We start from the raw sequence: 4,098 nt of genomic DNA, 5'->3' as shown, positions 1-4,098 counted from the left end.
CCGCGCGCGTCGGCAAAATCTGCGTCCCCGCCAGAGTCCCCAGTTGGGACGGCGGCGCATCGACGCACGACAACGCCCGCCCCGGACTGGGTCCGGACGACGCTCACGGTAAGCGGTCCGGTGGACGCGGTAGCCCGGTTCCGGGCGGCGGCTCAGGGCCCGGGGATCATCCCCTGGCAGGTGGATTTTGACTACGAACAGGCGCGCCTGCTGACGCCGATGGCGGGGAAGGGGGCGCAGGCGGTGACGCTGGCCCGGCTGCTGCGCCAGGCATCCGAACGCCTGCATCGGATTGCCCTGTCGCATCAGGCCGCAGGCACGCCGTCATGCGCGTTTGACCTGCACCGGCTGGTGCCGGTTCCAGGTTCCATTCTAGAAGCCGGGTCGGACTCCCGCACGGCGGTGGTCTGGCTGCAGGCGCATTGGGGCACGTTGCTGCCGTTGCGCCGGGTTGAGGTCGAAGCTGTGCGCGACCAACGCGCCCGCCGCAGCGCCCGGCTGGTCTACCGCTTCTGGTCGGCGGAATGGACGCCATGGCAGGCGCTGGAGCGGGTGCGGACGGACTGGCCAGAGCTGGTGTTCGACATCCAGCCGCAATACGCGCGCGCTGACGCTGGAGAGACTGCCGATGCATCTGGATGAGGACGAAGACTGGGGTGCTCCGCCACGTCGGCTGCCGCGCCCGGCGGTGCCCGAGTTCCATGTCGAGGGGTTTGACGGGCCGCTGGATCTACTGCTGGACCTGGCGGAACGGCAGCGTCTGGATCTGGGTGTGCTATCCATCGCGGACCTGGCGGCCCAGTTTGTCGCTGAGGCGGAGCGGCTGTCCCAGACGACGCCGCTCATGCAGCGCGCGGACTGGGTGATCTGGATCGCCCGGCTGGTGTTCCTGCGCTCGCGGCGGCTGTTTGCGACGCAGACGGAAAAACAGCTTGCCGAAAATGAGGCGCGCCGGACGGTCGGCCAGATCGAGCAGCTGCTGGAGATGCGCGCGGCGGCGGACTGGCTGGAGGGTAGGCCACAACTTGGCGTGTCAGTTTTCGCGCGGGGCGGGCCACGTGCGGATAGCAGTGTTTCTGCACGGCAGGGGACGTATTTCAGTCTGATGGAAGCCTGCCTGAATGTGCTTGAGCAGGAACTTTCGCGAGTTGAGATTTCTGTTCCTGTTTATCGGATCAATGTGCCTGCATATTGGCGTGTGACAGATGCGCTGGCTCTTGTCCGCGAAAAAATAGCGAACGGGACCTTCCGCAATATATGGGAAGAGTGCATACCCCCGATGGATTTAAGCGGGCCGGACAGGACTATTGATCGTCGAGCGGCTGTAGCTGCGACATTTGTGGCTGGGCTGGAACTGGTGCGGCAGGGAAATGCATCGATCGATACGGTTGTGTTTCCCATGGCTTGATGTGTAGCGATTGCAGACTCTTTGGAATGAGCGGGACAGCGCACGATGGAATGGTATGCACGGCAGCCGAAGGCAGCACAAGCGCAGAGATATACACCGCTCTGCAACGTAGCGGAAGCCTTTTCCCTTTTCTAGAGAATTTCCTGGCTTTCGTTGTATCCTATGACCTCAAAGAGGTCGGCATCTGGGGCAATAGTGCCGCATTGACAATATGTTGCTGTCCGAACTGTACCGTCGCCTCAAGCTGCGCGTGTCGTGGCAGTTCTTCAATGACCGTTGCTTCCGACTACTCACTCTCTGATGGCCACCTGAAAGAGATCGAGAATATCTTCGAGTGCGAAGATTCCATGAAGATTCATCCTGGCAGCTTCCGATAGTTTTGGAATGGCACGTTCGAAGATTGCCAGATTGATTTCCTCATTCAATCGGGAGGGATAGAGAATACCGTCAGGTTTGGCAGGATGGTTATGGAGTGCGAGTGACCATTGGCGCGCGGGACGCTGGTCCGACCCGCCGACTACATCGCTGGGAATGCCCATCCTTAAGGGATTGTCGCTCCGCAGATCGACAACCCGCAAATCAGTGACCACCACGATCTCTGCATAATCACGGTCGGTGATTTCCTGCTCGGCGAGCAGAAGCTCTCCGATTACGCCATCACGACTGTCGCGCAGGATGGCTTCCACGAAACAAACCTTCAGGGTGCTGCCGACATAAAGAACCCCAAACCGCTTAGGTGGCGGCAGATCCCTAGGATCGCTGAACCGGCTCTCGTTCTTGCCGAAACCCAGAGTGTCTGAAAACCGCCGCAACAGGATGCGCCCATAACGGGTACCGGCTGGTACTGTTGTCATAGCGAGGTCAGCTTGGTCGAAGTTGCTGGGGGGTAGGCTTGCGGACGACATTTACGCGAAGGTGCCCTCGGCGATACTGACCGCGACCGAGAGGACGCGTTTATCTTCTCCTTTCTCCAAAGCAGCGATCGCAGTCCGTCCTTCGAGTTCAGGGTGCTTCTGGGTGAGGAACCGGTAAATGGTCCACGGACTGTCGCCAAGCGCGGTAAACAGGTTCGGGATGATAGCGAACGGACGACCGTCGCGATCGAGTTGCCAGGTCGGGTAACGATAACCGCGTGTCGGGCCTTCGAGGCCGATCAACTGGCGAGCGTGCCGACGGGCATTCACCGTGACACGGGTTGTTCCCATGCGCCGCGCCAGTTCTTCCGCCGTCACCATATCCTCACGGGCAAGAATGCTGGCAGCCAGCGCCTTGCCACGCGCCTTCGCGCGCGCCAGACCGCTACCGGACGTGCGCTCCGCCGCTTGCGTGCCTGCAATGTCCTGATTCTCTGGAGGGTGCACAATCCGGACTGTGCCTTCGGGCGTGACTTCGACTGAAAAGCGGACGCCACGTCCTGTTTTCCGGGTCTCCGCCAGCGCGTGACCGAGATTTTCGATCACAGAGCGTGCTGTTCCCACCTGTCTGGCGACAGATGTCAGCGCAGTGCGTCCGACAGGAATGGAAACGGGTTGCACGCCGCGCGCGCTGAGAACCACAGCGCCGCTACGCGTTTTCGCCGCAAGACGGCGCGATTGGGGGGTGAAAGAGGATGTAGTTGCTCGGGGCATGGCGTATCTCCTGCCGTATCCTCCTCATTTTCGATAAATCTGTCAAGCCCGATAAGTTCGTAAAGGTATGGCGTTTAACGTCATGCTTTCATGACCTGTTAGCAGCCTGTCAGTTGTCCAGAATTTCCAGGGCTGGAAGGTTCTTCACAATCTTCATGGTTTCCAGGCTGATCGTGATGACACGCAGGAACAGGTCTAGTGGATAGCGGGGATCGTTCATAGTTTCGGTGGCCCAGTCATTGGCATCATTGACAATACCGCTGGCCTTGTCAGTCTTCACGCATTGACGTTCCACTACCCAGTCGAGGGCAGGCTTGCCGTTTACCACGTAATCATAGGCTTCGAGGGGAATACCTGTGATAGTGATGCGGTCATTGTAATGCAGGATGGTTTTGTTCTTGCTCTTACCGTATTTCATCTGTGTCACCCGATAGTTGTCGGGTGACAGTGGTTCTTTGCCGTAGTCAATCTCCACGCCTTCATAGATGGGCTGGCTATCAAAATTTACGTGCATTTCTCCCAACCTGCGACCAGCATCCGAGAAGGCTTTGAAGGCTTCATATGTCTTCATGCGGGGAATGCGGGGTAGCTCCTTTCGCAAGGTATCTGCGTAGCGTTCCCGGTATTCGGGCGAATGCAGAAGGCCATAGACATAATAGAACAAGTCTGCCTTGCTGATTTCCTTGCCCGGATAGACGTCCTGAAAGTGCTTCAAGCCTCATCTGTGATGGCTTCGCGTCGTACAAGACGTGGTTGAGAAGGTGTCTGTTCAAATAGACTGCCCTGGGAGGGGTTCATTGACTGTCCTCCTTTTCGTAAAGAAACATCGGAAAGCATTGGCCTCCGTGTAGAAGGTGCAGGTCCGGAGTACAGGATATCATCATTGTTGAGAAAGGCCGGTCTTCTCCCGGACTGGCTATGCAAATAACAAGATTCTTCTCTTGTACTTCTGTTGTTGATCGAGTATAATTGTCCTGTCCTGTCCTGTCCTGTCCTGTCCTGTCCTGTCCTGTCCTGTCCTGTCCTGTCCTGTCCTGTCCTGTCCTGTCCTGTCCTGTCCTG

Annotated in this window: 5 protein-coding genes and 1 pseudogene; 2 read left to right on the top strand and 4 right to left on the bottom strand. The window is 58.3% G+C overall.

What is annotated here, in order from left to right:
* Together JCM25156_RS10190 and JCM25156_RS10185 are read left to right on the top strand one after the other, a co-directional pair.
* Positions 1-642: pseudogene (locus JCM25156_RS10190) on the top strand (transposase); the annotation flags it as partial.
* Positions 629-1,408, top strand: a complete 780-nt coding sequence (locus tag JCM25156_RS10185; RefSeq protein WP_025813003.1) for a segregation and condensation protein A — start codon at positions 629-631, stop codon at positions 1,406-1,408. The pseudogene JCM25156_RS10190 and the gene JCM25156_RS10185, both read left to right, overlap by 14 nt.
* A 290-nt stretch (positions 1,409-1,698) precedes the next feature.
* On the opposite strand, the gene JCM25156_RS10180 is transcribed toward JCM25156_RS10185, so the two are convergent.
* The 4 genes from JCM25156_RS10180 to JCM25156_RS32640 form a co-directional block, all read right to left on the bottom strand.
* Positions 1,699-2,262, bottom strand: a complete 564-nt coding sequence (locus tag JCM25156_RS10180; RefSeq protein ID WP_227000967.1) for an RES family NAD+ phosphorylase — start codon at positions 2,260-2,262, stop codon at positions 1,699-1,701.
* 51 nt (positions 2,263-2,313) lie between these two features.
* Positions 2,314-2,868 (bottom strand): hypothetical protein, encoded by a 555-nt coding sequence (locus JCM25156_RS10175; protein ID WP_025813001.1) that lies wholly within the window; start codon positions 2,866-2,868, stop codon positions 2,314-2,316.
* A 277-nt stretch (positions 2,869-3,145) separates the two neighbouring features.
* Complete coding sequence (locus JCM25156_RS10170; protein WP_025813000.1) at positions 3,146-3,751, bottom strand: type ISP restriction/modification enzyme; 606 nt, start codon at positions 3,749-3,751, stop codon at positions 3,146-3,148.
* 79 nt (positions 3,752-3,830) lie between these two features.
* The coding region (locus JCM25156_RS32640) for a type ISP restriction/modification enzyme (protein ID WP_159104984.1) at positions 3,831-4,098 on the bottom strand (268 nt) is incomplete at its 5' end.

The sequence above is a fragment of the Komagataeibacter kakiaceti JCM 25156 genome, from assembly GCF_000613305.1.
The sequence above is the reverse complement of the archived record's forward strand: the minus strand, read 5'-3'. Positions and strand labels throughout refer to the sequence as shown.

Bases quoted from the DNA above. Each gene is read 5' to 3' on its own strand.
- JCM25156_RS10180 (WP_227000967.1), bottom strand. From the start codon at position 2,262: ATGACAACAGTACCAGCCGGTACCCGTTATGGGCGCATCCTGTTGCGG.
- JCM25156_RS10185 (WP_025813003.1), top strand. From the start codon at position 629: ATGCATCTGGATGAGGACGAAGACTGGGGTGCTCCGCCACGTCGGCTG.